This is a genomic window from Bradyrhizobium sediminis (genome assembly GCF_018736085.1).
Classification (GTDB): domain Bacteria; phylum Pseudomonadota; class Alphaproteobacteria; order Rhizobiales; family Xanthobacteraceae; genus Bradyrhizobium; species Bradyrhizobium sediminis.
Genome location: NZ_CP076134.1, coordinates 528,976 through 551,876, shown reverse-complemented (window position 1 = coordinate 551,876; position 22,901 = coordinate 528,976). Strand labels below are relative to the sequence as shown.

Here is a 22,901-nt window from a genome sequence, read left to right as displayed (position 1 = left end):
CTCCTGCTTCTACGCACCCCGTTCGAGCATCGCCCTGAAATCGGCACGGGCGCGTTGCGCCTCGCGCCGCGCGATGTCGGACGCGTCGCCGAGGCCGAAATAGCCGTGGATCAGGCCGGCGCCATGGTGGTACTTGGTCGGAACATCGGCGGCGGCGAGCGCATCGGCATAGGCCTTGCCCTCGTCGCGCAGGGGATCGAATCACGCCGTGCACACCACCGCCGGCGCCAGCCCGGCGTGGCTCGTCGCGCGCAACGGCGAAACCCGCCAGTCCGCGCCGTGTTTGGCGTCTTCGAGATAATGACCGGAGAACCACTCCATCACCGCGCGCGACAGGAAATAGCCTTCGGCGTTTTCCGTGCGCGAGGGAAAGCGTGCGTTCTCTTCTGCGTCCGCGAAATTGCCGGCGACATCGGTGACGGGATAGACCAGCAGCTGCGCGGCAAGATCGACGCCGGCGTCGCGGCAGGCGATCGCAACCGTCGCCGCCAGATTGCCGCCGGCGCTGTCGCCGGCCACGCCGACGCGCGCAGGGTCTCCGCCGAATTCACCCATGCGCCCGACAACGTCGCGCACGGCGGCGAAGGCATCCTCGAACGCGCCGGGAAAGCGCGTTTCCGGCGGGCGCCGGTAGTCGACCGAGACCACGACGGCGCCGGTCTCGATCGCGAGCAGCCGGGCCTGCCGGTCATGCGTTTCGAGGTCGCCGGCGACCCAGCCGCCGCCGTGGAAAAACACCACGGTCGGCGATTTCTCGTCCGATACACGATAGACGCGGGCGGCGAGCGGCCCGGCCGCGCCCTGCACTTCCGCATCGATCGCGCTCGCGACCGGCGGCGGCGGAACGGCGGCGCGCGCGGCGGCCAGCGCGCGGAGGGCATCGCGCGCACTTTGCGGCGTCATCGTATCGGGATCGCGCAGCGGCAATTTCGGAATGATCTCGGCAATGACGGGATCGAGCGGTGTAATCATGGGGTCTCCCGGACGGTTTCATTTTGCGTCAGCATAGGTTCGGTTCGCCGCCCCGGCAACGATCCAGCCGCATCTGGCGGGAGCACCACATCGCGCCTTGCGCACGCCTAGCGGCTGCCTTTCGCCGGCCCTGATTTCGCCCGCTCGCCGAGCGCCGGATTGATGGCCAGCGACGCTCCGGCGACGCCCCCGGCTTCATAGGCCGTCAGCGACACCATGCGGCCGGCGCTGCGCGACGACCGCAAATTCAAGTCGAGCTTGCCGAACTCGGCATCGACGATCGAAGTCTTGAGGACGACAAGCCCGCGCCCGGTGCTGTGGTTTACCTTGTCGCGGCCGGCCTTCATCGCCGTCAGCTTGTCCGCGATCGACGCGACCATTCCCAGCGCAAACGAGGCGTTGGCCAAATGCCGCTGATTGTGCCGGAACCGCCCGTAGCCTGACGTGGTCTTGTAGCGGCCGAGCTCGGTGCGGACGGCGATGTCGATCAGTTCGGTCAGGTAGTGCGCGACTTCGATATCCGAACGGAGACCGAAAAAAACATAGCGGTTCTCGCCCGCCTGGTTCTTCTCGCGCCAGACCCGGCAGTTGCAGAAATTCGCGACGGCGCCGATGCAGTCGTCGAGCGGGATTCGCTTCTTGCGGTGGGTCTCGTACACGCGGCGATCGCAAGGCGCCTCGCGAATGTCGATGTCGGTCAGCGACAAGTCGTAGCGATCGAGCAGCTCGGCGACTTTGGCGGCGGCGGACAGCGCCTCGTCCTCGGTGCAGCCGTTGTCGATGGTCTTTGCGCGCAAGGCCTGGATGCGCATCTTGAGCTTGTCGAGCTCGGCGAGCTTGGAGCTTTGGTCCACCGATTACCCCAGGAAGCTCCGACCAAACTGACGGCCAAGGCGTGGCGGAGAGAGTGTCAGTCAATCCCCGTTGAAAGATCGGGAATTTTCGACCTTCTTAGGCCAAAACCCACGATTTGAGCAACAGCCTGAAGAGGCCTGTGCGCCGTCGCGCCGGGTCGCCGCGGCTCCTATCAAAAATATCGAAAACAACCCCATGCAAAGTAGCCGGCAGCCGCTGCAAACGACGGTTTGGACCCAAAACTTGACACGACGAGGCTGGGCAAGAATGCTAATTATGAGGCTGGGGTGGCGCGGAAAGGACTGACTGCGAGCCACAGCAGGATTCTAGTCCGGAAGGGCCGCAAAGCAAGCTGAAGGGCGCGCAGAGTGCTTATAGGAAGGTTTTCGCGGGCAATGGCGCCTTTTCAAGGTACGCGACGAAGCGGTCGAAGCCGAGAATGTTGAGCACGCGAGTGAAATTGTAGCAGAGGGCCATCAGGCTCCATTCGCCACGGACCTTGTCGAAGCCGCGCACGAGAAAGTGCTGATACCCGGCGCGGCATTTGAGCGTTCCAAAGGGATGCTCGACGATGGCGGAACGGCGGCGCATCAATTTTTTGGCCTCCTCACTTTCCATCCTCGCGCGGTGACGTTCGAGAACATCCTCGTGTTCCCAGCGAGCGATGCTCCGGTAAGGTGCCTTCGGGGCGAGACACTGCGCTCTCAGAGGACAGGCTGCGCAGGCCGCCTTGCGCCCCAGGTAGCGGATCTCGACGCGGCCGCTCGCATTCTTCCAGCGCCCTTCCGTTGGACGCAGCAGTTCTCCGGTCGGGCAACGGTAGACGTCGGCGCTCGCATCGTAGCGGAAATCCTTGCGGCTAAAGCGACCCTCCTCGAGCTTGCCATTGCCCTCATGCATCGGCACATAGGCTTTGATGCCGTCATCCTCGCAGGCCTTCAGGTCCTCGCTATTGTAATAGCCGGTATCGGCCGCCACCCGCAGGGTCTCCACATCGAGAACCTCTTTTGCCGCGTTTGCCATCTCATGAAGGTGGCCTGCATCGCTGCGATTGACGACCTCGCTGGTAACAATGAGCATGTGCTTGTCGTCGACAACGCTCTGCACGTTGTAGCCCGCAATGGTCTGATCGCCCTTGCTCAGAAGCCTCGCGTCGGGATCGGTCTTCGAGAGTTGCCCCTTGTTGCTTGTCTCCAAGTCCTTGAGGTCGGCTTGCGCGCGTTCGCGCCGGGCCATCAGCTCCTTCACCTTCTCGCCGACGTCGCCACTACCACCCTTGCCGTCGCCCCGCGAACCGTCGCTTCGCTGCTTGGCCTCTTCCGCATCATTGGCTTCGAGAGCCTTGCCATAGGCCTCGATCTCCTTGTCCAAGGCGGCGATCTGTTTGGTCAGCCTCCTTTGCGTGAAGATGCTTCCCTTGCTGGCGTTGCCGTGGAACAAGGCGCCGTCGAGCGCAACAAGGCTCCCTCCGATCAGATCGAGTTCGCGAAGCAGCAGCACGAAACTGCGGTTCGCGGCCTTCAGCGCTGCCCAGTTCTCCTTGCGGAAGTTGGCGATCGTCCGATAGCCCGGCCTCAGGTTCTTCAACAGCCAGATCAGCTCCAGATTGCGACCTGCTTCCCGTTCCAGCCGGCGCGATGATCTGACTTGGTTGATGTAGCCGTACAGATACAGCTTCAACAGATCGGCCGGATCGTACGGTGGCTGCCCCATCTCGTCCGCCCCGCGCGCCGCATGGAGGAAACCGAGCTTTGCAAGGTCGAGGGCACACACAAAGCTCTCGATCGCCCGCACCGGGTTGTTCGGCCCGACATAATCCTCAATCCGTGGAGGAAGCAGGCTGGTCTGATCCCGGCTCGCGCCGGTCTTGAATGTGCGATTCGTCATGAACCGAATCGTACATCAACTCCTCAAAATGCCGAGTTCTTGCTCAGCCTCGTCGGGCAAATCAGCGGCACAATTTCATCATCCCGGAATTCGCTAGACGACTGCGTGCGCGCGCAATATTGATGCGATCATGTTCCGCGTGGCTGGACCGTTGAGGACACGCCGCTGCCGCTTGCGCGAGGGTGCAGAAGCCGCGAAAATCCGAGCTGTTTCAGAACTTGTCAGGGGAATTCGGCACAGATGCAGTTTGATGATGTTATTCTCGGTCGCCGGAGTATCCGCGGTTACAAACCCGATCCAGTACCCAAGGCGTTGATTGCGGAAATCATTGGTTTGGCGATGCGCGCCCCGTCGTCGATGAACACCCAGCCCTGGAATTTCTACGTCATTACCGGCGAGCCGCTGGATCGAATCCGCGCCGGCAACACCGAGCGGATGGTGGCGGGCATACCGCAGTCGCGCGAGTTCCGCACGGGGCAGGCCTTTGCAGGCAAGCACCGCGACCGGCAGATCGGCGTCGCCAAGCAATTGTTCGCCGCGATGGGGATCGAGCGCGACAACAAGGACAAGCGCCAGGACTGGGTGCTGCGCGGATTCCGTCAATTCGACGCGCCGGTATGCGTGATCATTACCTACGACAGGGTGCTGGACGGCAGCGACGACACGCCCTTCGATTGCGGCGCCGTGGCGACCGCGCTGGTCAATGCCGCCTGGTCTCGCGGGCTGGGCGCCGTGATCAACAGCCAGGGCATCATGCAATCCCCCGTGGTGCGCGAGCACGCGAGAATAGCCGACGATCAGATCATCATGAAAAGCATCGCGCTGGGCTGGCCGGATGAAACGTTTCCGGCAAATGCGGTCGTGTCGGAGCGAAAGTCCGTCGAGGAAGCTACGGTGTTCGTCGGGTTTGATAAGTAGGCGCGCGCAGGCGTTTCCCGGTCGAAAACCCATGTCGTAATGTGGCTCAACATTCCGGGTGCGAAAAATGTTGAGTTTCAAATCTTCCGACTATCGTACGCCCAGTGCAACAGAGCTTGCCGTTGCCGCGGGCGGCAAAACGGATCGCCAGGCTCGCAGTTCATTTTGATTTGACTGACGTGGCGGCGAAATGCCTTCCAGCGCTTGATCTGCCGTCTGTCCTCATCAGGCATCCTCCTACCCATGTAGTAGCGGCAGTACCATTGAAACCAGCCGCGCGGATCATCGTCATGAAGCCAGCCTTTGGAGCGCCACTCCGATAGCGGCCGGCTGGCGTCGACGCCAAAATAGTTGAGCGAGCAGTCGCGGCCTTTCGGCGACAGTTTTGCTTTCTTGAACCAGCTCGCGGGGAACTCCTTGCGGCAGTCGGTCATGTACTTGCCGCAGAACACACCAAGCGCGAGCATTTCTGCGGGCGTCAGTTCAGGCTTGAATTCCGGATCGAAGTTGCGACCGACGGGATCGGTCAGCTCGTAGCGATATCCCGCCTGCATACGGTCATTCACGGTCACCCATTTCTTTCTGCTCAGGCGCGACCGTTTGACGCTTCGCTTCACGGGTTCAGCTTCCAGCTCGCAAAGTTACGAGCGGTCGCAAAGCAAACCCATGCCGCCAGAGGCATGAGGCACCAGCCCGCCATCCGGTCAATCCGAGAGAAGGCCACGATGGTTGCAATGTTCACCAGAACTTGCGGAACGATATTGATAAGACCCAGCAGCGGATTATGGGCAGCAAAAAACGTCCACGACCAAGCGGCAGAATGCTGGCGGAGAGAGTGTCAGTCAGCTCCCATTGAAAGGCAAAGCATTTTCGACCTTTCTGGAGCAAAACCCACTATTTGAGCAACGGCCGGAAAATGGAGTTTCGTCTGCCGAAGATGGCCCGACCGAGCCTGTTTCGGGGGCGATCTTCCTAGCGCCATCATCTGAAAAGCTGCGCAACTATCAAGGCGCCACCACCCCACGCGCCGAACCAGATGAGCGATCGCAGGTACTTGATGCCTGCGATGTACACGAAGAGGTGCGCCACGCGCCCCCAAAAGAAGATTGTCGCTCCGAGCGCGGTCGCAGCGTTGGCCTTGCCGGATACCTGGGCCGCCAACACCAGGATGGCAAAGGGAGCCAGGTTCTCAACCAAGTTAGCGTGAGCTTGGACGGCGCGTTGGGTCCAGGCTGGGATGTCCAGCTTCGACTCACGATTGCCCGCCGCCCAAGCGAAACCACCGGGTTGAAGAAATCGTCCTGCCCCATAGATCAACGGTATTCCAAGGCAGAGCAGCGCTGTTGCTACGAGCGAAATAATGTCGGTTGTCATTGTGGAGAAGTCCTCGGAGGAAAATCGCCTCTGGCTCAATGCCTCGCGCGTGTTGGCTTAGGTGGCGTTGCGGTGTTCGCCAGGAGTCTGATATCCCCTTCCCCGACGAGATAGAATGGAAACGACACTGCCGGTGGGGAACGCATGGGAAGGCCACAGTTTCCGGAACACTCTGAGCCTTGCGCCATATTCTCACCGCGCCCGTCGGTCGCGCACAACATTTTTGCTGGGTTTGTTCGTGATACTCGCGGTCGGGAGCTAGCGCCGAACGAGAGATTCAACTTTTATCCGGCTTTCCCGTTCTGTGTGCTGACGCTGTTTTTCGAGGGGGCAGGCTTCAAGCTCAAAGGCTCAACCGCACAGACGAGCCTCCAGGTTCAGAAGCCTTTGCCACGGATTTACCTCAGCGGTCCGCAGACAAACTCCTCGGTCATTTGGAACCCCTCGGGCGTGGTCTCTCTGTCGGTCGGCCTTTATCCGGCGACGTTCGCCGCCCTGTCGCGCTGTGACATCTCGAGCCTCGTCGATCAAACAGTGCCCTTGAGCCGGATACCCAACGATGAGATCGTCGACACATTCGCAAAGGCGCTGAGTACTGGAAAGCCGCAGGCTGCTTTCGACCTCTTGCAGGACTACATCGAGCGGTGCCAGCAAACAGGGCGATTACCACATGATGACCTGGGTCGCAGCGTGCAGGATTGGGTGCACGGCATTGGGCGCAAGGCTTCCGGCCTCGTTACATCGCTCAGCGCACGCCAAGCTGAACGTCGGATCAAGAAGTGGACAGGGCATTCGCGCAGAAAACTTCAATTCTACCAGCGCGCGGAACGCCTTCTCGAACAGACGCTGGCTATGGGGCGTGCCGAACCGCAATGGTCCGCGATTACCTACGACGCAGGTTTTTCGGACCAATCGCATATGATCAGAGACATGAGACGCTTGACCGGCTTCAGTCCCAAATCTCTCTTTGGACGTTTAGAGGAAGAGCCTTTTTGGTGTTATCGTCTCTTCGGCTCGCATTTCGCCTCACTCGTTCGGGCTGATTCCGCGCCCTAGGAGAAGCTGCGACAAGCTGCACACGTCTCCCGCTCGGCGGACCGCCCGTGGTCGCCGACGATCGGACACACGAGGCCCCCACGTCAGAATGCCGAGATGCCCGTCAGTGCGCGGCCGATGATCAGTTGCTGGATTTCCGTCGTGCCGTCGGGAATCGGCAACAGAAGCGCCTCGCGCGCCAACCGCTCGACGATGTAGCCGCGCGTTACCCCATTGCCACCGTGAATCTGTACTGCCTGGCGACAGATGTCCACAGCAGCTTCGGTCGCAAACGCCTTGGCCATAGCTGCCTCCATATCAGCGCGAAGGCCGGCATCGAGCATCTGCGCGGCCCGGTGAATCAGCAGCCGCGCAGCGTCAACCCAAATAGCCATGTCCGCCAGTTTTGCCGCGATCAGCTGATGTGCGGCGATCGGTTTCCCGCGCTGCTTGCGCAAATGGGCGTACCGAACAGACTCGTCGAGCGCGCGACGCGCGATACCGAGAGATCCAGCCGCCACATGGAGCCTCGCCCGCTCAAACAGAACGAGTGTGTTCTTTAGGGCATCGCCTTCGCGTCCAATCATATTCGCGGCCGGCACTCCCACACCATCGAAGAAAACCTGCGCCGTCGAGTGCCGATTGAGCGCCAGTTTCTCGATAGGCCGTGTTGCAACAGGATGCTCGTCCCGATCTATCAAGAAATGGCTGAGACCACGCGCGGGATCGTCGCTGGTGCGGCACGTGCAAATCATGAGATCGAAATGCGCGCCGTTTGTGATCCAGGTCTTCTCCCCGTCGATGACCCAGACATCTCCTTCGCGCCTTGCGCGCGTCCGCACTGCGCGAACGTCAGATCCGGCTGAAGGCTCCGAAACACCGACGCTCATGATCAACTCGCCTCGCGCCAGGCCGTCAAGGTAGCGCTGACGCAATTGAGCATTTCCTAGTGCTTCCAACATCGAAGCGCCGACCGTTAATCAGCACAACAGCAGCAAGATCGTTGGACGTATAGGCGAGTTCCTCGCAAAGCATGAGATGCGTGAGCCAGCCCAAGCCCAATCCGCCATACTTGCGGAACGATATTGATAAGACCCAGCAGCGGATTATGGGCAGCAAAAAACGTCCACGACCAAGCGGCAGAATGCTGGCGGAGAGAGTGTCCATTCAGATAGCCGCCGTCTAGGCCCGTCTAAGCCCGGCAAGCCATTGATCCCCAAATAGTTACTGGCGACGCAAGCCCGTTAGGGTCCGCAGAAGCTCGCCCTATTCCGCGCCTGCATCATGGGTAATTCGATGGGCACGGCACGTTGTCGTTTAATTCGGCAGATATTTTCAATAACCGAACAATGGCAGGAGCTTCCGGATCGGCTTGAATGACGCCTTCAAATCAAAGAAGGACACAAGCCATGTACCTCGGGAAAGGAAGATTGGCAGATTACTCAAGAGATGCCAAAGGCGAAGAATATGTCAGCCCCCCGCAATCTGGCGATCCAATCGACAGGACGCTACCTCACGGCGCGGAGATATCGGCTAAAGGGCTGATACTACCTTACAGCCTCGATCCCGATCAGTGGAAAGAACTAGGGACCAAGCTTAGCGACATTCACGGAGGTATGCAGTGGGCCATCGGCGATTGGTGGGCATACGGTGATGAAAAATATGGCCAGCGCAAAGCCGCTGCCATCGCCAAAAAACTACCTTATGAGTTCGGAAGCTTGATGAACCTTGGCCGTGTCGCTCGCCGCGTCACAAGCTCATTTCGTAATGAGGCTCTCAGCTACAGTCACCATGTCGCAGTAGCCGCTCTACCGCCAGAGGATCAGAAGAAATATTTGGAGAGGTCGGTCAAGTTAGAATGGTCCGTTAGTAAGCTACAAGGAGCGCTTGCTGCTCGGCGCGAGCGTGCAGGGCTGGATGACGTCCGCCGCAAAGATAGTAGTCTGGAGGAAGGCGCTGAGAGTCTCTCCCTTGTGGGAGGCCACAATTCCAGCTTTGCAGACCTTGACCATTTTGAGTGTGTGTCGGACCTCTTGAAGCGAGCAAGGAGAGTATTAAGTCTGGTCTTCAATTCTGCATCTTTAGAGCAGGCAGATGAAAACACGGTCGACGAATTAGTTTCAGCCGTCTCCCGCGCTGCTGACCATTGGACCGAACTCGCCAGAGAACTCAAAGAGTATCAAGAGATGCGAGCAGGTCGCGGCAAGTCACGCTCCAATCGCTTCCTTAATTGAGGCATATGTGGAAAGCGCTCGGCAATCTAGCTTCGGGGATCGGCGTTCCCTTTGCGCCATGCCCCGCAGCGAAGTGACGCCGACAATGACCTGAGGGATGATCCTGGGAGACGAAAGCTCCGATTGCGAATATTGGCACAGCCCCCCTCATGGCCCGCTCTGGTACCGAACGAAGAAGTCTGAAATTTTGCGTTGCCGCCGAAGTTTCTGTCGATCCAATGGAAGATCGAGAAAGTCAAAAATCTCTCTCTGATTTTCAAATTTGGCAGCATTTTCCAGATAAAAAAAGATTGCTTGGCTGGCAAGCATTTCGGTCTGCATCAAAATTGCGCCCGCTTCGCGGCTGATGTTGTGGGTAGAATGCACGGTCTGATTTCTACGAAGACGAACATGGTTCGCTATCTCCCGCGCATCTTCATGATCTCGGAATAGGCGGACCAATCGATCAATCAGAAGATCATATTTGTCTGTGCCAGTCACCTTCTCCAAGACTTGCCACATCCCAAGGAGGGAAGCGTCAGCCTCATGAAGGTCAAGCGCCCGGCAATATCGCAGGAGAGCATCCGAAATGAATTCGCGCATAGGATTTTCTTGAAGTTTGCGCCACCAGCGCTGCAGGCTTCGCCTATAATCAGGAGGATCTTTAAATTCTACTGATGACGCATTGTGCGCCCAGCGCGGCTCATACCAAAAAGTTTCAGTAGCTAGCGATCCGTCCGGGCGATGGATCGAATGAAAAGGCCCGCGGCGGAATTTGTTCACTGCATGAGGGGCTGCTAGCCGGCCAAAAGGGTTGATAGAGTTGCCCGAATTGATGAGCAAATTCAGCATTCCGCGAAAGCGATCGACATAATCATTCGCTCGTTCGAATGCGTCGAAGGCATCATAGGCAAATACATGCACAATTATAGGAGTAAGCGCATCATGCTCGGCAGCGACCTTATTAGCCTTTCGATGATATTCCTGGACTTTCTGCGCTTTCTTTGCCTTGCGCATAAAATTGCCGCTCATGCTCGGCTGCCAATAGATGCGGGCGTTATCGTCCCCTATCCAATCGATTAGTTTCGGGCCCGAGTAGGTAACGGTGGTATAAAGTATAAACTTCGACAGCGGCCTTTTCGAAAGCCTTTCAAATTCTTGATCGCACCGAACGATGAATGCGTCGGGATCGTTCAGCGTAAGCGAGGCATCGGATAAGGACGCGCGGATGCATTTTGCCTTAAGTGGCTCCGCCTCTCGCTTTGATCGAATTGCCGAACTGAGCACGGGCAGCCAATATTCATATTCTCCTGCATCGAATGATCGGCCATCGGGCTTTCTAGCTTCTTTAAGCTTCCCCAAAATGAGGTTACGATTGAAGCCGCGCTCCCAATCGAATTGCGCCGGTATGGTATTCAATTGAAGGCCCATTCTTTTGGGACATCATAGGTCCAAGCATTGCTCCCATATCCATAGCCGCTTCTGAAAATCACTTTCTTGAAGCCCATGTTCCAAGCATTCTCGAGGAATTTGCTTTCGTTAGTTATCTGGTAAACGAACGGTCGATTGATGAGTATGTAGACCATTTCTAGCGTCGTGTTCTTCGCTCCGGAGACTTTGAAGGAAGCGTCGCGGCCAGCTTTTAGGAAACCGGTGTCGAGTGTGTCAGCGAAGCGCTTGCGGCCGTCAGCATCGTTACTGATGCGCTCTATCTTGGCCTTGCGCTCTTGAGCATTGATCTTCAATTGTCGGACAGCGAATTTGTCGACGAGCTGCCGCGCAGCCGAGTAGCTATCGCTTTCTTCTGGAATGCGGAGCAGTGATCCATACATTGAGTGATGGAAACTCGGGTCTTGGCGCTCGGGATATTTGCCTGTCTTGTCGAAAGACTTTTCCCACTGCTCGTTCAATTGCGACGCGGCGACCACAGTGTTCGCATGATCCGGCGGCGGTAATTTCGTCGCCGTAGACGTATCCTTGTTCGCGCTGAAGGCAAGCCAGACAATCGTCAGCGTGATAAAAAGTCCGATGATGCCCCGGCTCATGAAATTTCTCCCCACTCAACTCTAGCATGGGTTGAGCCCCTCGATAAGGTGGAGTATCGGCTAAGGCGTCATCCCCTCCAATCAGGCCAGCATCCGTCCTCCTCGTGCCGGCCTGTGCGGTTGCTGCAGGTCTGGTCTAGCAGCCGCTGGCCGACATCCTTCCAGACGGCGTGCGGCCCATAATATTTGACCGCATCGGCCTTCTGAATTTCGATAATGCGAAAGCAGCGCATGCATTCGACTCGCAGGACATGGCGCGGAATTTCCGAGAGGCAGCATTGCTGGACCGGCAGCGGCGGCCTTCCAGCCGCGCGCGGGTCGGCCAAGACCGCATCCCATAATTCATCCGGCAGGGGATCGCCGGGGCCAGGTTCCGGCTTCTCGCGATCCGGCTGACGCGCAGCCTCCCGCGCCAGCTTTTCCATCTGCTTGGGGGAGGGCATTCGCCAGCTAGCGGGTCGCTCATTCGCCATGAGCGAATTAGAACAAAAAGGGAACGATGAGTCCAGCCCCTAGGGATTGTGGCTCATGAAAATCCAGCGCACAGGAAATCGCCAACTTCGCTTGGCGCTAACGGAGGCCGCGACCTTTCAGTATGCGGGCGTTGCTGCCCGCTTCCCTTATTTTCTGCGCGGGAAGACGTAATAGCCGTCGCTCTTAAAGCCGGTTTCAAGCTTTTTTAGCTCGCTCTCCGGCATGGCGTGCTCTGGATAAACCATCTGCGAAAACCAGTGCTGCCATTTACCCGGTGATGGCAAGACCGATCCAGATTTGTCCGGCGTCACTGCGAAGGTAAAAGGGTCTGACTTATCCTTAAAAAATGAAACTTGGTACATTGAGTGGCTCCTTTAAAGGAACACCTAGACGCGATTCTCACGGCTGCAATAGGGCCACCTCAAAAATCTAGCCGCGCGCTCCGTCCAGCCCGATATCAGCCAGTCCGGGAGCCGAGATAGGCGGCGAGTTGCAGTAATGCGTCAGTCGGCCTCTGGACGCGCCAGCAAGGGCGTCCACTGGCATGCCCAAGCGAGAAGGCCGCCACTTGCCGATCCATTCCCCTAGATCGCAGCGACGGCCTTCCCGCGAGCGCGACCACCAGCGCTCGAACCGGATGGCGGTCATGCATCACCATCCGAAACTGCTCCCGTCGCCGCTGGCAGGTGAGAGAGCGGCGACGGGCCAGCCCATCGCGCCGCTGGAATTCGGCCATGGGATGTCGGGGTTGTTTCATGAAAACGGACACTCGCCGACTTGTCCGCTTCCCGGATCGGATCGACGTACAATCCGGGAGACCGCCCTCTCGCTGGTGGCTCGCTTTGGGACACGAGAGGGGATTGAAGATCATGCTGCGTCGTCTGCTTTGACTCGCTCCACTTTCCCTTCTTGCTTTGCCGCTTGACCCCGATTGATGCCGAGACAGAGCACGGCGCGCGGATCGGCCGTCAGGCGGCGCAAAATCACTGGTCCGGTTTCTTCGGAGCTTTCGATCAATGCCTCTTCCTCGCGCTCGCATTGCAGGAGCGAGGCCTCGAGCGCGATCAGTTTTTGCGCGCGGGCCTTCCCTGACATGGCGAATGGCGGCGTCGGCATCGCATCGATGGTCTGGTTCAGCTTGGCTAGGAATTGATCCGGATCAAGCCACGCGAGGATCGCCGGAAGGCGTCCGGCAAGTCCGGCATCGCTCCAAGTCTCGCCCACACGAAATTGCACCTCAAAGTCGCGACGATGATCCGCGATGATCCGCGGGCGACCGCGGTCTACCAGAGCATCGACGTAAGCAGCGGCTTGCGCCTTGAGGTCGGCGATCGGTACTCCGGCCTGCATGACTTTGACGCGCTCCGTCGTCAGCGCGTGGATACGCGCCCGGAGACGGACGACCGCCGCCGATATCGTCTCTCCCTTTTGCAGCGCCGCCTTCGCAGGCTTCACCGTTTCCAGGGTGCCGGTCGCGCTCGAAAGCCAGTGAGTGATCGCGGCAATCAGATCGGCTTGGTTCCGGTGCTTGGCGGCAAGCTCCGATTGCCGAGCGCGAAGCCGGGTCAGTTCGTGTTCGATATTGGCGGCTTCTGATGCCGGAGCCGTCGCCAGCGCTCTGCCGAGATCGGATGCTCGACGCGTAACAGAAGACGCGGCATCGCGTGCCTCCTGTTCGCGCGCCATGAGCCGATCCAGCTTTACTCGTGCTAGGGTCGGAAGCTGCATGTCAGTTCCTCCATGCGTCGCGGAGGCGAGCGTCGCGCCGATCTGCCGCATCGCCTGTCGGCGTCGTCGGCTGCTTTGTCTCGGATTTGGCGATATCCGCCGCCTGAGGATTTTTCCAAGCATCGACGAGCCGCTTATCGCGAGCATCCAGCGCTTTCTCACGGGTGGCCCGGTCGGCATCGGTCAGCGCCACCGAGCCGGGCCGATTTCGCGTCACTGTGACGGTGGGCTGACTGGCCGCAAGCCTCGCGATGTCCACAATGTCCCTGATGTCCGCGAGATCACGGTCGGCATCCATCAATTGCACCGGCACCTTGATCTTGCCGCCATCCGGCACGATCGTGCCCGAAGCCAGCTTGTGGCCCTTTTCGTCATAGAGTTCGATCATCTGAATAGTCCTCTTCCGCCGAATAGGAGATGATGCCGGAGGCCTTCGGCGCGCCACTCGGCATTGAAGTCTGTGTCATCATCACCGCACACCCAATGAAGGTCACTATCGTACCTGAAAGGTCTGATCTTCATGGTCGCGATCAATCCGGCGACGCAGTTGGCTATATCGTCGTGCTGATTGGGGCCGTGGTCGATGCTGTCTTTGCCGCTTCGCGCGGTTCGCCGTTCGAGGCCGACGAATTGCTGGACCATTCGCTTGTGATCCAGCAAGTCTACCTTGCGACTGTTAATCAGAGGCAAGGTGTCTCTATACAAATCCGATTTAGGCTTGGCGCTCGGATCGTAGGTGATGCCGAAAGCGCGGAAGGGCTCGCGCGCAAATTCACCGGCGAATTTATCTCCGACGATCTTGGTGATGTTGTAAGACTTGAGCAGCGCGGCGTATTCCTCAATGACAGCCTGCGGCGAAAACGGCGGCTTGCGCTCGCGGATCGCATCGACGATCGCAATATCGGTCGCCTTATCGAAATGGCCGATGCCTAAGGTGAAGCTGTCTTGGCCGGAGCCGCCCGACGGGTCAATGAATGCGGAATAGGTGACGCCGCTCACGCGAGGCCGCTCAAAGAGGCCTTCCGAGACGCAGGCCAGCACAGCCTCAACGGTTATATAGCTTTCAATGTCGGTCCGGAATTGCGCGCCAAATTCTGCGGAGGCTGAGGCCGGATCGGCCGCGTAGGCGTCATCGATCTCGCTTTGCGGCACGCTCGGGTTCATGGTGCGCGTGTCCGCTTGCCAGACGAGCGTCGGATCGCCCTCCTTGCCGAAGTGATCGCGATAGGCCTCGTAAAGGATCCCGCGCTTGGCATAGGGCGAGCTTGCGACCAGCAGCATGGCATTCGGAATGGTGGACATCGCGGGCTTGATGGCCTTCACGATCTCCGCGTCGGGTGATGCCGATCCTTCCTCAGTCGAGAAGAAGGCGGCCTCGTCGAGCAATGCGGCCACCACCGTATAGCCGCGCACCGATTTCATGGAGGCGGTGCTGATTTCGATTGTCACCCGGTTCGTGAGATCGAAGCCTTCCGCCGTCTCGCGTTCGATCATGCGCTTGAGTAGCGGCACTTCTTTGAGCAGGGCGCGGATATACCGGAGGATGGTCCGAGCTTGGCGGCGGTCGCTGGCGACAATCATGACGGTGCCGCGCTCACCGCGCGCCAGATAGGGCGCGTAGTTAAAGAAGCAAGCCAAGAAGGTGGCGACGAGCGCCAGAATGAAGGACTTCCCAGCCCTTCGCCCACATATGAGGTACGAAAAACGCGCCACCCCCTGCGGCGGCATCTTGCGGCCTGTGCATTGCCGGTAGAGCCGCAATTGGTCTGGCGTCATTTCCAGCGCGAAGAGTGCACACAGAAAGGTCAGCCAAGCGGCCCAGCTATTCGGCCGTTTAGAGAACCAAGGCCAGAAAAGCCGCTCATCGCGGACGGCATCAAGGATTGAGATGCCATCCGGCTTTCCAGCGCGGCTCGTCGGGGGCTGTGCCGCGCGATGGCGGGGATTTGGGGCTGGCCTGATGCGCGCGATCATGGACGCGCCTCCGTGCGAGCGGCTTCGCGCCGTGCCGACCACCAAAGGATCGAGTTCAGCGAGAGGAGGCAGCGGGTCTCCGCCGAGTGGGGCGTGCCGGGCTTGCCGCGACGAGCCTCCGCAATATTCTCGGTGGCGAGGACGATGTTCACATTACCCACGGCATAAGCACCGCGATCTCCGATCCGCGCCATCACATATTGCCCGCGTCGGCATCCACGCCGCAAAAGCTTGCGAGACGCAATCCAGATGCCGAGCCATTCGCCGAACGACAGAGTGAACTCGATGCCCCGCACCCGGGCGTTCCAGCGATGCAGATTGAAATCCTCGCGGAGCTTGCGCAGACGATCCTGGGTCAGGTAGCGAGGGTAGCCCGGCCTGATGCGATGAATGATCCGGTTGACCATCATGGCCTCCGGCATCGCAAGAGCCGCTTCCACCATCGGATCAATTTGCGAGCGAGGGGCATCAGTCGATGTCCTCATGCTCGATGGTCAGCGCATGAATGCGTCCATTGCGATGGTGATGAGCATTGGCCTTGCTCGCGAGATAGCTCTGTAGGTCCTTCGGTTCATCATTGAGCGGCTTCGCATGCCGAGACCACCCAAGCTCTTTGCTCAATCGATGCTGCTGGGCAGTCAGCGATGCATAGGTCGCCAGCAATGAGGCTGGTGGTTCTCTGCGAGAGCGCCGGAGCTTCGCTATCCGATCTTCGATATGGATAAGCTCGGCCTCGAGTGCAGCGACGCGGCGGCATGCCATGCGCTGCATATCGCTGATGATATCATCACCACCGCAATGCTGGATCAGCGCTCGATAGGTTGCCTTGAGCAATCGAGCCCATCGTGATCGCCCATCTTCATTGGGCAGTAGATCGCGGCCTGTGCTGATGCGTGATGAATGACGGCCATCGGCGCTGCTGCCTCGATAAGGCGCAGGTGCTTTTCTCGCATTCGCTCTTAGTCTTTTCAGCATCTCGATTTTACCCAATTCTCGCTGCGAGCTAATGGGCAGCGCGTCATGGGTAGAGCTAGCGTCATCGCGCTTGTCGTGATCAACCGCTTTAAATTAGCGTGCTTCTGCTTACCGGTTAGGCGGACTGCATGTCCGCAGGCTTTCCCTCAATCGAGCAAATCGCTTTGCTTCTCAGTTGGCTAGGTTTGTCCGGATCATCGTCAAAATGATCGATTTCGATCCGTGCCAAATCCGGATCATGGGTAGGTTCACAATGGCTGGATTGTGCGAGGTGCATCGCCGCTTATGCGCTGGCATCGTCGCTTTCTCGCTTGCGCGGGCGGCGTGCTGTTCATTGCGCTGTTGCTGGCGCGTGTGCTGGCTGCTGTTTTCTTCGCGCGGAGCTTGGGAGAAATTCTGGGCTGGGGATCGTGCTGCTAAGTTATGGCTAGCATCTGATGAGTTCCGGGCGACCAGCATTCTTGGAGCATTTAGGTTCTATTGAGGATTGGTCGCGATGATATCAAATTCTGGTTGAGGCAATCCCAATGACTGATGCTGGTGTAGTCATCATTTTTCTAGCGTTCGGCGTGGGTGCGCTTTTGGCCGCAGCAATTCCCGGGCTCGTGCTGGGCTTTCCAATTGGGGTGTTTGTGACGCGCCGTGATAGCAGCTTCCTAGCCTGCTTTTCGGTAAGCTTGATAGGGGCATTCATCGGCTGTTGGTGGGTTAGGCATCCAAATGCATTCGATCCAATTACCTTCTGCGTTATTCTCGGCGCTTTGCTGATTATGACATCCGTCGGGGCGTGGCTCGGCCGGAAGCTCGCGGCGGCTTCAAGTCCGGGCCCCTGATCGAGCAGCGCATCTCGGAATTAGCATCCACACTGATGCGGCTGATGAAGCGATCCAGTGGAATGATGTGGTTTAGCCGGTCATAGAGGTTCTGGATGGAATGCGCCGCATGGATGCTCCAATACCCTAGCATCCGCTGTATCGGCGTTCCGGCTTTCTTGGCTGCTTTGCTGAGCGTGATCTGCGCAGGCCTGAATGAGCCAAGCGTCCGGATAAGCTGGTGGCCCATCCGCTTATCGATATTGATGACGGTGTTGCCGATCCGCTTGAGCTTGGCCTTCCTCCGCGCGAGACTGGTTGGGTTTTCTTGGCGATCCAGATAGTTGAGGTAGGCGCGGCCAAGCCCTTCGACATCATGGACGCGGTAATAGTGCTGATGCTGGTTCCAGAATTGCTGCTCATCCAATCGCAGCAAGTCGGCCAAGGTGGATATGCCCTTACGCCGGTGGGCCTGAGGGCCTTGGGTGCGTCGTTCATCATGCAGCGGCGGAACTGACGATTTGGCTACCTTGGATTTCTTATCGGCATAGGTGACGGCCAGATGCTTGGAGCCGCGCTGGCCGGAATAAAGCGTCAGGCCTTTCGGGCCGAGGCAGACGCGCATGAATTGACCCCGCCGATCCCTTATCAGCGAGTGCTCAATAACAAATTGCAGAGCGGCTTGCTGGTCATCTCTACTGTCATAAATGCGGTCCAAGGCGAGTTCGGAATAGACGAGCAGCACGTCATTGCGCTTGCCGAGATATTCGAGGGCGGCGGCGGTCGGCTGTCGCAGGGTCAGGCGCTGCGCATATTCAAGATCGGGCCGATCGTCGCGCCGGAAGCGCGGCTTGCGAATGCGATGGCCGAGCTTACCGCCGCAAAGGCTTTGAAGTTGGGCCAGATCATCGGGTCCGAGCGGATCACGGAGCCAGACGCCGACAACATCGCGATAGGGGTGCAGCGCTGTCGGGCGGCCGAGGCCGTCTGATGCCGTCGGATAATGTGGCGCGGGATCGGAGCCGTCATCAGGCCGCAAGCCCTCTGACGGTTGTCTCTGGGCGTCAGCCGAGCGCGTCTGCTGGCCGATCTTGGCACGGGTGGCACCGGAAGGCGCTCTATGGCATCTTTGCTGCACGGCAGCGCATCCTAATCATGCGGTTGCAGCATCAGCGCCTTGGCGGGCGGCTGATGCGGATCGGCAAAGCTGGCGAGGCTTTCCGATCAATTATCGGGGCGCATCCTTGGTCGGGGTGCGCCCCTTCTGCATTCAAGCTGGCATTTTTGGATCGAGTGAAGCAACCGGGGCGAGATCATGCCCGCAATCGCTTGCGCTTGGCAGGGGCCGGCGCATCGAAGCGGATGGCCCTGCCCTCAGCCTTCGCCTCGCACCATGCGACTATCTGATCTTCGCGCCAGCCGACGCAGCGCTCGGTCAAGGGAATGGATGGCGGAAAGGTGCGCTCGGCAATTCCTTTGTAGATCGTCGTCTCTTTCAAGCCGGTCCGCTCTTTCACGGCAGGCAGGCGCAGGAATACTATACTCATCGAATTTACTCCTCGGTGAGCTTCGTCAGAAGCCGAGGAGCATCGTAAGATTTGCTGGTCGATTTAAAATGCTGGCTTATTCGAGCGAGCCGCCGGATTAAGCATCAAAGTCGGCGATCAATCGCTTGAGGCGACCTCCGGAAAATACCTTGTCCTCACCGCTCTTGCGATAAATATTGACAAGCGTGCGCACCCGCTCGGCCTTGGCCTTTGGAAATGCTTTGCAAGCGATCTCAATAAATTCGTCCATCTTGCGGAGCGGCACCTTGACGGAGAGCTTGAGCTTTCGTTGCGCGATCTCGTGGCGCTGGATCGCACTCAAGACGCGGCGCGTCGCAGAATAATTATGCTTGACACTCTCCTCCGGCGATTGATAGCCGGCAGGTCGCCCCACTTTTCTTTTCGGCAATGCGTCACGCTCGGCCTCCAATTTCTTTACTCGCGCCATGAGCGCGGCAATCTCCGCATTGAGACGAGCGCGCTCATTGTCGGCATCATCCGGCGTCATTGCTTGCCGCCATAGATGTAGTTGGCCCATTGATCCATGAGCGTGCGACGCAATTCCAGCAATTCGCCACGCCGATACGCAGCCTCGGTCTTGTCCTTGATCGCATGCGCCATAGCCTTCTCGACGACGATATGCTTCGCGTCGGTCTGCTCGCTAGCCCAATCGTTGAAAGAAGACCTGAACCCGTGCACGACGTAATCCTTGTCCGGCAGCATTCCACGAAGTAGTTCGAGCATTGCCATATTCGAAAGGTGGGTCTGCGGCTTTGTGCCCATGAAGATGTAGGGGCTGCCTTTTTCGCGCGGAATGGTCTTGATGATTTCTCGCGCTCGCTCCGGCAATGGCACGATATGCTCTTCCTCGCTTCGCTTCATGCGCCAAGCCGGAATAGTCCATGTGTGCTCATTTCGCATGTCGAGCTCGTCTTGCCTCATCCCGATCAGGGAGCCTGTCCGAGCGACGGTGAGGATGCACACCTCAAGCGCTCTTGGCGAGATACCTTGCCGCTTGATAAGCTCGCACATGAATGCCGGAAGCTCTTCGTAAGGCATCGCCGGAAAATGATCGTCCTTGGTCTTTTTCTTCCTCTTGGGAAGCAGGTGGGATAGATGATTTCTCCAGACTGCGGGGTTGTCGCCGGAGCGAAGCTCTTGCGCTTTCGCAGCGTGCAGGATCTTCTCAATTCGGCCGCGCACACGATCAGCGGTCTCCTGCTTGGTCGTCCAGATCGGCTTGACGACGCGAAGCACATCGGCGGTCTCGATATCAGGGACGGCCATCCTGCCGATGATCGGAAATGCGTAGGTCTTTAGCGTCGAGGTCCATTGCTTGCGGTGTATCTCGCTGCGCCATGAGGGCGAGTGGGTAGCGATATAATCGTTAGCAAAAGCTTCGAAGCTCTGGGGCTGGGCTACCTTCACGGACGCCGCTTTGCGCTCGGCCTTCTTCTCGCCAATCGGATCGATGCCATCGGCTACCTTGTCGCGCGCCGCCTTGGCTCGCTTCCGAGCCTGCGCCAGCGACACATTGACGAATGAGCCGAGGCCCATCTGGCGCACCTTGCCCTGCCATGAGTATTGAAAGAGCCATGCGCGGGTGACGCCGTCGTCTCCGCGCTTGGGCGTGACCTGCAAGTAAAGGCCACCGCCGTCGGCATATCTGCCGGGCTTGCGGTATTCGGCTTTGCGCGTGATCGCGGCGGGGCTGAGCTTTTCGAGCATGCCGAAAGCTTATCGCCTGCGGCACCGCGGCCCCACCCAGATTGGGCAATATGCTTAATGGGCACAGGCAGGGGTAGATTGAAGCCGGCGCGCAAAAAGCCGCTGAATACTGGGCTTTTATGGTGGGGCTGGCGGAGAGAGTGGGATTCGAACCCACGGTACGGTTTCCCGCACACACGCTTTCCAAGCGTGCGCCTTAAGCCACTCGGCCATCTCTCCGGATGGCTTCTCTTGAAGGGGCCCGGCGACTTTTGCAAGGGACTGTGGGCGCGGCCGGCGACATTTCCGCAACATATTGAATAATCTTGATAATTTATGAGGGCTAACGCCGGGGCGGTGCATCTCAAAGACCCTTGAACCGAAAACCGGTTACCGGCGACGATGAATGATCGTGGCGATTCAACAAGCGGGGCGCGGCATGACCATCCATCGGGCGCTGGTGTTCTCGGTTCTGATGTCCGCGATACCGGCCGTTTGCGCCGGGCCGGCGCTGGCACAGGCCTGCACCCGCCAGGGCGTCGATGTCGCCTGCGATGACGGCCGGCGCGGCATCCTGTCCGGCGACGCCATCATCTGGACCGATGGTTCGCGCTCGAGCCTGACCTCGCCGAATCCGGGCGTCATCATCGGCAACAAGTCATCGGTCATCGTCGGGCCGGGCGTCTTCGTCGGCAAGGGCAACGGCGTGGTGCCGATGGATAATCCGAGCGCGCCGAACAAGGCGCGCTGCGCCGTCCTCGATGGCGTATCGTACTGCTACTGACCTGCACTCACCCGCTAGAGCCTTCCGTTCCGATTGAATCGGAACGGGGCTCTGTCTTTTTGTCTTGACGCGTTTTCTTCACGCGAACCGGTATCCACCCCGGATCAAGTCCGGGGCAGGCTTTCGCTTGAAAACGCTCTAATGATACCGCGCGCCGAGATTGGCCGAGTGGAGCGGCCACAGGGTCGGCGGCTCCGCCATCAGCGGCACGCTCGCCTCCTTGTCGGCATGGCTTTCCTGCAGCGCATCGACGAAATCGGCGAACCAGCTTTGGATCGTGCTCGCGCGCAGTTTCGCCATCATCGCTTCCCAGCGCATGCGCCGTTCGGTCAGCGGCATCGACAGCGCGGTCGCGATGGTTCGCGCCATGCCCTCGATATCGTGCGGATTGACCAACAGCGCCGCATCGAGCTCGTTGGCCGCACCGGCGAATTTCGACAGCACCAGCACGCCGGGATCGGCCGGGTTCTGTGCCGCGACATATTCCTTGGCGACGAGATTCATCCCGTCATGCAGCGGGGTCACGACGCCGACCTGGGCGGTACGATAAAGACCAGCCAGCACGGTCTGGCCAAAGCCCTTGTTGAGATAGCGGATCGGCGTCCAGTCCACCTCGCCGTGGCGGCCGTTGACGTCGCTGACCAATCTCGCAAGTTCGCTCTGCAGATCGCCATAGGCTTCGATGGCGCCGCGCGACGGCGTTGCGATCTGCAGCAGCGAAGCCGTGCGCGCCAGCGACGGCTGCAAGGTCCACATCCGGTCGAACGCGTTGATGCGGTTCACCAACCCCTTGGAATAGTCCAGCCGGTCGACGCCGATTGCCAGCTTCTCGCCGTTCAGGCTTCGCCGCAGCCGCGACACGTCGGGATGCGACGCTGCCTTGGCGGCCTGTTGGGCGAATTTTTCCGGATCGATGCCGATCGGAAATACCGCAACGCGCGAAATGCCGTGGCGCGAGGCGACGACGCCATCCGCCACGGTTAGACCGAGGTCCGACTGGACATAGGACAGGAAATTCTCGCAATCATGTTCGGTCTGGAAGCCGATCAGGTCGTAAGCCAGCATCGCAGCGACCAGGTCGCGATGCTGCGGCACGGCGCCGATGGTGGCGCGGTCGGGCCAGGGGGTGTGCAGGAAAAATCCGATCGGCTGGCTGACGCCGAGATCGCGCAGTTCCGCGCCCAGCGCCAGGAAATGATAATCCTGGATCCAGAACGCCGTGTCCGTCTTGCGGAACCGCAGCAGCGCGCGCGCCATGAACGCATTCACTTCGCGATAGGACAGGTAATCTTCCCTGGAAGCGCGGATCAGGTCGGTGCGCGAATGCAGTGCCGGCCACAATGCCGAATTGGCGAAGCCTTCGTAGTAGCCGCCGTAATGCGCGGCCGGCAGATCCAGCAGCGCCACCGCGCCTGCGCCCAGCGCTTCGATCTCGGCAAACGGTTCCTTCTGCGCGCCATCGCGGACGCGGCCGCTGGAACCGACCCAGATCGCACCGGATTTTTCCACCACCGGCAAGAGAGCGGCAGCGAGGCCCCCGGTCATGGGTTCGTTGGCCATGCCGCGCGCGACGCGATTTGAAACGACGACGAGGTTCACAG

General features: G+C 59.2%; 24 protein-coding genes, 1 tRNA gene and 1 pseudogene. 4 read left to right on the top strand and 22 right to left on the bottom strand.

Annotated features, from left to right (window positions below):
• Positions 1-9: 9 nt before the first annotated feature.
• The 3 genes and pseudogenes from KMZ29_RS02665 to KMZ29_RS02655 all read right to left on the bottom strand — a co-directional run bounded on the left by KMZ29_RS02665 (position 10) and on the right by KMZ29_RS02655 (position 3,714).
• A pseudogene (locus tag KMZ29_RS02665) lies at positions 10-972 on the bottom strand (alpha/beta hydrolase).
• A gap of 107 nt (positions 973-1,079) precedes the next feature.
• A complete protein-coding gene (locus KMZ29_RS02660; protein WP_215622352.1) occupies positions 1,080-1,826 on the bottom strand; it encodes a DUF2786 domain-containing protein in 747 nt (248 codons plus the stop codon).
• 373 nt (positions 1,827-2,199) lie between these two features.
• The gene (locus KMZ29_RS02655) at positions 2,200-3,714 is read right to left on the bottom strand and encodes an IS1182 family transposase (protein ID WP_215620168.1); all 1,515 of its coding nucleotides are present in this window, start codon (positions 3,712-3,714) and stop codon (positions 2,200-2,202) included.
• Positions 3,715-3,954: 240 nt separating this feature from the next.
• Here KMZ29_RS02655 and KMZ29_RS02650 point away from each other — a divergent pair, with 240 nt between their 5' ends.
• On the top strand, positions 3,955-4,632 hold the full coding sequence (locus KMZ29_RS02650) for a nitroreductase (RefSeq protein WP_215622351.1): 678 nt from the start codon (positions 3,955-3,957) through the stop codon (positions 4,630-4,632).
• Between the two features lie 77 nt (positions 4,633-4,709).
• Here KMZ29_RS02650 and KMZ29_RS02645 read toward each other — a convergent pair whose 3' ends face one another.
• From KMZ29_RS02645 to KMZ29_RS02635, 3 genes are all read right to left on the bottom strand, one after another.
• Positions 4,710-5,186: a hypothetical protein gene (locus KMZ29_RS02645; protein WP_215624111.1), complete on the bottom strand. Its 477-nt coding sequence runs from the start codon at positions 5,184-5,186 to the stop codon at positions 4,710-4,712.
• Positions 5,187-5,245: 59 nt separating this feature from the next.
• Positions 5,246-5,392, bottom strand: a complete 147-nt coding sequence (locus tag KMZ29_RS02640) for a tryptophan-rich sensory protein (RefSeq protein WP_249779680.1) — start codon at positions 5,390-5,392, stop codon at positions 5,246-5,248.
• 221 nt (positions 5,393-5,613) lie between these two features.
• Complete coding sequence (locus tag KMZ29_RS02635) at positions 5,614-6,006, bottom strand: MAPEG family protein (protein ID WP_215622350.1); 393 nt, start codon at positions 6,004-6,006, stop codon at positions 5,614-5,616.
• 144 nt (positions 6,007-6,150) lie between these two features.
• Here KMZ29_RS02635 and KMZ29_RS02630 point away from each other — a divergent pair, with 144 nt between their 5' ends.
• The gene (locus tag KMZ29_RS02630) at positions 6,151-7,062 is read left to right on the top strand and encodes a helix-turn-helix domain-containing protein (RefSeq protein ID WP_215614379.1); all 912 of its coding nucleotides are present in this window, start codon (positions 6,151-6,153) and stop codon (positions 7,060-7,062) included.
• A gap of 83 nt (positions 7,063-7,145) precedes the next feature.
• Here the strand turns inward: KMZ29_RS02630 and KMZ29_RS02625 are convergent, their stop codons facing one another.
• On the bottom strand, positions 7,146-7,976 hold the full coding sequence (locus tag KMZ29_RS02625) for an acyl-CoA dehydrogenase family protein (protein ID WP_215622349.1): 831 nt from the start codon (positions 7,974-7,976) through the stop codon (positions 7,146-7,148).
• Positions 7,977-8,471: 495 nt separating this feature from the next.
• On the opposite strand from KMZ29_RS02625, the gene KMZ29_RS02620 reads away from it, so the two are divergent.
• Positions 8,472-9,275 carry a hypothetical protein gene (locus KMZ29_RS02620; RefSeq protein WP_215622348.1) on the top strand — a complete coding sequence of 268 codons (804 nt, stop codon included), beginning with the start codon at positions 8,472-8,474 and terminating at the stop codon, positions 9,273-9,275.
• A 147-nt stretch (positions 9,276-9,422) separates the two neighbouring features.
• Here KMZ29_RS02620 and KMZ29_RS02615 read toward each other — a convergent pair whose 3' ends face one another.
• From KMZ29_RS02615 to KMZ29_RS02550, 14 genes are all read right to left on the bottom strand, one after another.
• Positions 9,423-10,673 carry a DUF445 domain-containing protein gene (locus KMZ29_RS02615; protein ID WP_215622347.1) on the bottom strand — a complete coding sequence of 417 codons (1,251 nt, stop codon included), beginning with the start codon at positions 10,671-10,673 and terminating at the stop codon, positions 9,423-9,425.
• Positions 10,670-11,299: a hypothetical protein gene (locus tag KMZ29_RS02610; protein ID WP_215622346.1), complete on the bottom strand. Its 630-nt coding sequence runs from the start codon at positions 11,297-11,299 to the stop codon at positions 10,670-10,672. The genes KMZ29_RS02615 and KMZ29_RS02610 overlap by 4 nt, the downstream gene beginning before the upstream one ends.
• Positions 11,300-11,367: 68 nt before the next feature.
• Positions 11,368-11,724, bottom strand: a complete 357-nt coding sequence (locus KMZ29_RS02605; protein ID WP_369810068.1) for a hypothetical protein — start codon at positions 11,722-11,724, stop codon at positions 11,368-11,370.
• A gap of 195 nt (positions 11,725-11,919) precedes the next feature.
• Entirely contained in the window at positions 11,920-12,135 is a 216-nt protein-coding gene (locus KMZ29_RS02600; RefSeq protein ID WP_215622344.1) for a hypothetical protein, read from the bottom strand.
• Between the two features lie 505 nt (positions 12,136-12,640).
• Positions 12,641-13,459, bottom strand: a complete 819-nt coding sequence (locus tag KMZ29_RS02595) for a hypothetical protein (RefSeq protein ID WP_215622343.1) — start codon at positions 13,457-13,459, stop codon at positions 12,641-12,643.
• A 43-nt stretch (positions 13,460-13,502) separates the two neighbouring features.
• On the bottom strand, positions 13,503-13,889 hold the full coding sequence (locus KMZ29_RS02590; protein WP_215622342.1) for a hypothetical protein: 387 nt from the start codon (positions 13,887-13,889) through the stop codon (positions 13,503-13,505).
• Positions 13,886-15,475: a terminase large subunit domain-containing protein gene (locus KMZ29_RS02585; protein WP_249779810.1), complete on the bottom strand. Its 1,590-nt coding sequence runs from the start codon at positions 15,473-15,475 to the stop codon at positions 13,886-13,888. The genes KMZ29_RS02590 and KMZ29_RS02585 overlap by 4 nt, the downstream gene beginning before the upstream one ends.
• Complete coding sequence (locus KMZ29_RS02580; protein ID WP_215622341.1) at positions 15,472-15,918, bottom strand: hypothetical protein; 447 nt, start codon at positions 15,916-15,918, stop codon at positions 15,472-15,474. Before KMZ29_RS02580 ends, KMZ29_RS02585 begins: the two co-directional genes overlap by 4 nt.
• A gap of 25 nt (positions 15,919-15,943) precedes the next feature.
• Complete coding sequence (locus tag KMZ29_RS02575; RefSeq protein ID WP_215622340.1) at positions 15,944-16,465, bottom strand: hypothetical protein; 522 nt, start codon at positions 16,463-16,465, stop codon at positions 15,944-15,946.
• 753 nt (positions 16,466-17,218) lie between these two features.
• Positions 17,219-18,301: a hypothetical protein gene (locus KMZ29_RS02570; RefSeq protein ID WP_215622339.1), complete on the bottom strand. Its 1,083-nt coding sequence runs from the start codon at positions 18,299-18,301 to the stop codon at positions 17,219-17,221.
• Between the two features lie 274 nt (positions 18,302-18,575).
• Entirely contained in the window at positions 18,576-18,809 is a 234-nt protein-coding gene (locus KMZ29_RS02565; RefSeq protein ID WP_215622338.1) for a helix-turn-helix transcriptional regulator, read from the bottom strand.
• A 97-nt stretch (positions 18,810-18,906) separates the two neighbouring features.
• Positions 18,907-19,317: a hypothetical protein gene (locus KMZ29_RS02560; protein WP_215622337.1), complete on the bottom strand. Its 411-nt coding sequence runs from the start codon at positions 19,315-19,317 to the stop codon at positions 18,907-18,909.
• Positions 19,314-20,537, bottom strand: a complete 1,224-nt coding sequence (locus KMZ29_RS02555; protein WP_215622336.1) for a tyrosine-type recombinase/integrase — start codon at positions 20,535-20,537, stop codon at positions 19,314-19,316. Before KMZ29_RS02555 ends, KMZ29_RS02560 begins: the two co-directional genes overlap by 4 nt.
• Before the next feature lie 129 nt (positions 20,538-20,666).
• Positions 20,667-20,756, bottom strand: a tRNA-Ser gene (locus tag KMZ29_RS02550).
• A gap of 235 nt (positions 20,757-20,991) precedes the next feature.
• Here KMZ29_RS02550 and KMZ29_RS02545 point away from each other — a divergent pair.
• Positions 20,992-21,300, top strand: a complete 309-nt coding sequence (locus KMZ29_RS02545; protein ID WP_369810159.1) for a hypothetical protein — start codon at positions 20,992-20,994, stop codon at positions 21,298-21,300.
• Between the two features lie 138 nt (positions 21,301-21,438).
• Here KMZ29_RS02545 and KMZ29_RS02540 read toward each other — a convergent pair whose 3' ends face one another.
• Complete coding sequence (locus tag KMZ29_RS02540) at positions 21,439-22,899, bottom strand: trehalose-6-phosphate synthase (protein WP_215622335.1); 1,461 nt, start codon at positions 22,897-22,899, stop codon at positions 21,439-21,441.
• Between the last annotated feature and the right edge of the window lie 2 nt (positions 22,900-22,901).

Excerpts from the sequence above, each read along its gene's own strand:
- KMZ29_RS02585 (WP_249779810.1), bottom strand. The coding sequence starts at position 15,475 with ATGATCGCGCGCATCAGGCCAGCCCCAAATCCCCGCCATCGCGCGGCA.
- KMZ29_RS02545 (WP_369810159.1), top strand. The coding sequence starts at position 20,992 with ATGTCCGCGATACCGGCCGTTTGCGCCGGGCCGGCGCTGGCACAGGCC.
- KMZ29_RS02635 (WP_215622350.1), bottom strand. The coding sequence starts at position 6,006 with ATGACAACCGACATTATTTCGCTCGTAGCAACAGCGCTGCTCTGCCTT.
- KMZ29_RS02610 (WP_215622346.1), bottom strand. The coding sequence starts at position 11,299 with ATGAGCCGGGGCATCATCGGACTTTTTATCACGCTGACGATTGTCTGG.
- KMZ29_RS02595 (WP_215622343.1), bottom strand. The coding sequence starts at position 13,459 with ATGGCGCGCGAACAGGAGGCACGCGATGCCGCGTCTTCTGTTACGCGT.
- KMZ29_RS02580 (WP_215622341.1), bottom strand. The coding sequence starts at position 15,918 with ATGGTGGAAGCGGCTCTTGCGATGCCGGAGGCCATGATGGTCAACCGG.
- KMZ29_RS02555 (WP_215622336.1), bottom strand. The coding sequence starts at position 20,537 with ATGCTCGAAAAGCTCAGCCCCGCCGCGATCACGCGCAAAGCCGAATAC.
- KMZ29_RS02630 (WP_215614379.1), top strand. The coding sequence starts at position 6,151 with ATGGGAAGGCCACAGTTTCCGGAACACTCTGAGCCTTGCGCCATATTC.
- KMZ29_RS02590 (WP_215622342.1), bottom strand. The coding sequence starts at position 13,889 with ATGATCGAACTCTATGACGAAAAGGGCCACAAGCTGGCTTCGGGCACG.
- KMZ29_RS02560 (WP_215622337.1), bottom strand. The coding sequence starts at position 19,317 with ATGACGCCGGATGATGCCGACAATGAGCGCGCTCGTCTCAATGCGGAG.
- KMZ29_RS02655 (WP_215620168.1), bottom strand. The coding sequence starts at position 3,714 with ATGACGAATCGCACATTCAAGACCGGCGCGAGCCGGGATCAGACCAGC.
- KMZ29_RS02600 (WP_215622344.1), bottom strand. The coding sequence starts at position 12,135 with ATGTACCAAGTTTCATTTTTTAAGGATAAGTCAGACCCTTTTACCTTC.
- KMZ29_RS02650 (WP_215622351.1), top strand. The coding sequence starts at position 3,955 with ATGCAGTTTGATGATGTTATTCTCGGTCGCCGGAGTATCCGCGGTTAC.
- KMZ29_RS02605 (WP_369810068.1), bottom strand. The coding sequence starts at position 11,724 with ATGGAAAAGCTGGCGCGGGAGGCTGCGCGTCAGCCGGATCGCGAGAAG.
- KMZ29_RS02565 (WP_215622338.1), bottom strand. The coding sequence starts at position 18,809 with ATGAGTATAGTATTCCTGCGCCTGCCTGCCGTGAAAGAGCGGACCGGC.
- KMZ29_RS02645 (WP_215624111.1), bottom strand. The coding sequence starts at position 5,186 with ATGCAGGCGGGATATCGCTACGAGCTGACCGATCCCGTCGGTCGCAAC.